Here is a 2,763-nt window from a genome sequence, read left to right as displayed (position 1 = left end):
CCGCTTCACATAGCGTGTTTCTTCATGTTTTTCCATTAGGATACTTTTTGTGTATCGCTATTTCAGGACGGGACACTAGCTTAATTAAAAATGCTGCTGGAATATGTAGTTCTTTTTCGTCCTTTTTTATTTTATTACAATAATTCATTTCTGGTGCATCAATACCATATAATCGAATTTCAAACTCTCTTTTTGTTAGATAATCCTCTGCAATAAGTCCGTCTCCATCTACGAATTTCTTCGCTTTCAGAATAATATTTCTTGTCATAAGTTCATTAGCGTTAAAATGCTTCAAATTGCATTTATTAAGTAATTGATTGTTAGTATTTTACTGTGTAAATTTAATAAATATTTTTAATTTAAAACACATAAAAATGGCAAGACAGAAAGGGCATATTAAATATGTCGGAACTTTAGGAGAAGTGAGACACTTCAAAATTAAAGGTAACGAAGGTTACTTTGCAGGTCTAAAAGGTGGACCAACTGCGGAACAAGTAAAAACGGCACCTGGTTTTATTCGTACTCGTGAAAATATGAGTGAGTTTGCAGCTTGTGCAAATGCGGGTAAATCATTAAGAATTGGTTTATCGGCATTGATGAAACAAATGCCTGATAGTCAACTAACGGGACGACTTACTGCAATTATGAAGAAAATCAATATTGAAGATGGTTCAGAAGCGAGAGGGCAAAGAGCTGTTTTGGTTTCACAACAACCACAATATTTGAAAGGTTTGGATTTCAATCGTAACATTTCGTTTAATGGCGTTTTCAGTGCTCCATTTACATTATCTGCAACGGTTGATAGAAACGAGAGTACTTTTAGTATTCCGTCTTTTAATCCTCTTAATTATTTGAATATTCCATCAGGAGCATCTCATTTCAGAATCATCAATGCTTTATCTGTTGTTTCAGATACTGTTTATAATCCTATTACTGGAGCTTATGAACCTGCCGAGCCAATTTTGAATGAAATATCAAATATTGCTTATTCTAATTATACACCAGTTGACGTTGTAACTTCTCCAATTGATGTTATTGCCACTTTACCGGGTGCTCCAACATTAACAACAAACGTAGCTGTTTTGGGTAGTATTGGAATAGAATTTTATCAAATGGTAGGTTCCAATTATTACTTATTCAATGCTGGTAATGCTTTAAAGATCCAAGAGACTTTCTAAAAAACCATCAGTTTGCAATACTGCAAAGTTTGCAATGTTGCAAATTAAGCCCTTTCATTTGAGAGGGCTTTTTTTATTTTGCATCAATTTATCTATAATGGGGACTTATATGTGACATATAGTGCAAACAAGTACGGAATAAAGGTTAATCATATGCAAGATTACAATTTATAGTAATTATGTAAAATTGCTCTTCTCAATTCATTTATTAAAGTCAAGTTCTTTTGAAAATGTTGCTCTTTTTGTTCTAATAGTCTCAATGTGTTTACTTGTTTTTTATGCAGCTCAAAATCTAAAATCATTTCAGTAACCTTTGGAATAAAATTTTTCTTGAACTCTGGAAGACGTAAAAATGGAATTACAGAACCACAAAGTGTCTGATGCCAGAATTTAGCTTTCCAAAGGCTATACGCTAACCAATAAATCGTTTCGGCATCTTCTGTGTTTTGAAAAATAATTACAAAACTATTTGTAAATGGTTCTTTCTGTGGCTTTCCACTATTCAATCCTTTGTTGAGAATGTAAATTTGATTTCCTGTATAAACAACATTCTTTCTGTGGGTTTTGACGATGAAATTTGGCATAGTTTCGGATTTAAAATGATGCTGTCGCTACGCTCCGCACCATATCATTTTTAAAAGAAAAAAAGAAAAAAAAAGAAAGTCGTCGTATCAGTGGAGGTTTCAAAAGGAGTCAAGTTTTTTTGAAAAAATACTACCCAACTGTTCTTATGAAATGAAATCGTCATCGTGTAATCAAATGTTGAATTGGAAATGTAAGGGTGGAGATTTTTTCAAAAACCCGTAGGGCTTGAACTTTACTTTTTGAAACCGAAACTTACCTTTGCTTTCTTTTTATTTATTTTTTTAGTAGCAGGATGTTTCTTGTGTAGACTTTTTTCTGGGATGCTTCATTTGTAATCGGCAATCAAACACCCCCAAGCACCGCAACAAAAAATGGAGTTTTTACGGAATTTTTTGTGAGGAGCGATGTGGCGGTGTTGCGGCAATCGAACAGCCACGCTAGACCGAGAACGGAACGTAGCCCTTGCGAAGTGGAGAGAAGGGATAGCAGCGTGTAACGGCGGGGAAAAAATATAAGTCAGCCTTTGGCGTTCTTTGATTTAGGGCAAAGTGCTAACGGAGCCAACCCCGATGGCTGTGCGAAGAGCGCCACCGCTGAAAAAATAAAGGGCGACAGACATAATACTGCTGGAATGCAGTGGAACGTAGCTTGCGGAGTGTAACGGAATGAAGCGGTATTGTGGATGTAATAGCCCTGCCGAACGCAGGGTAGAGAACGTGTGGAGATGAGGAACGAACAGCGGAAAAAGTAAGGTTGCCTATTTTTTGGCTGCCTTATTTTTTTGTGCTGTGAAGTGTCTGTGGAATGGAGGGAAACCTTATTATCAAATTGAAATAATGAATTGCTTATTTACCAAATGTGTTCTGATGAAAAGGTAAGGTTGACCGACTGGAGCTGCCGAACGGAACAAAGGGAACGACCGCAGAGAGACCGCTTGATTACTATGTCTTTTGCAAATAAATATTGCTTTATTTTCAAAAATAATTTTAGGTTTTTTTAG

Annotated in this window: 3 protein-coding genes; 1 reads left to right on the top strand and 2 read right to left on the bottom strand. The window is 35.7% G+C overall.

Annotation, left to right across the window (positions count from 1 at the left end):
* Positions 1-22 precede the first annotated feature (22 nt).
* On the bottom strand, positions 23-268 hold the full coding sequence (locus EKM02_RS14640) for a hypothetical protein (protein ID WP_126456416.1): 246 nt from the start codon (positions 266-268) through the stop codon (positions 23-25).
* 106 nt (positions 269-374) lie between these two features.
* Between EKM02_RS14640 and EKM02_RS14635 the strand changes: the two genes are divergently transcribed.
* Positions 375-1,178: a hypothetical protein gene (locus EKM02_RS14635; protein WP_126456414.1), complete on the top strand. Its 804-nt coding sequence runs from the start codon at positions 375-377 to the stop codon at positions 1,176-1,178.
* A gap of 161 nt (positions 1,179-1,339) precedes the next feature.
* Here the strand turns inward: EKM02_RS14635 and EKM02_RS14630 are convergent, their stop codons facing one another.
* Entirely contained in the window at positions 1,340-1,762 is a 423-nt protein-coding gene (locus EKM02_RS14630) for a DUF6943 family protein (protein ID WP_126456412.1), read from the bottom strand.
* Positions 1,763-2,763: the final 1,001 nt, after the last annotated feature.

Origin of the sequence: Flavobacterium sp. RSP49 (assembly GCF_003968735.1) — a bacterium.
Classification (GTDB): Bacteria; Bacteroidota; Bacteroidia; order Flavobacteriales; family Flavobacteriaceae; genus Flavobacterium.
The sequence above is the reverse complement of the archived record's forward strand: the minus strand, read 5'-3'. Positions and strand labels throughout refer to the sequence as shown.

Coding starts and splice junctions, on each gene's coding strand:
- EKM02_RS14640 (WP_126456416.1), bottom strand. CDS start 268: ATGACAAGAAATATTATTCTGAAAGCGAAGAAATTCGTAGATGGAGAC.
- EKM02_RS14630 (WP_126456412.1), bottom strand. CDS start 1,762: ATGCCAAATTTCATCGTCAAAACCCACAGAAAGAATGTTGTTTATACA.
- EKM02_RS14635 (WP_126456414.1), top strand. CDS start 375: ATGGCAAGACAGAAAGGGCATATTAAATATGTCGGAACTTTAGGAGAA.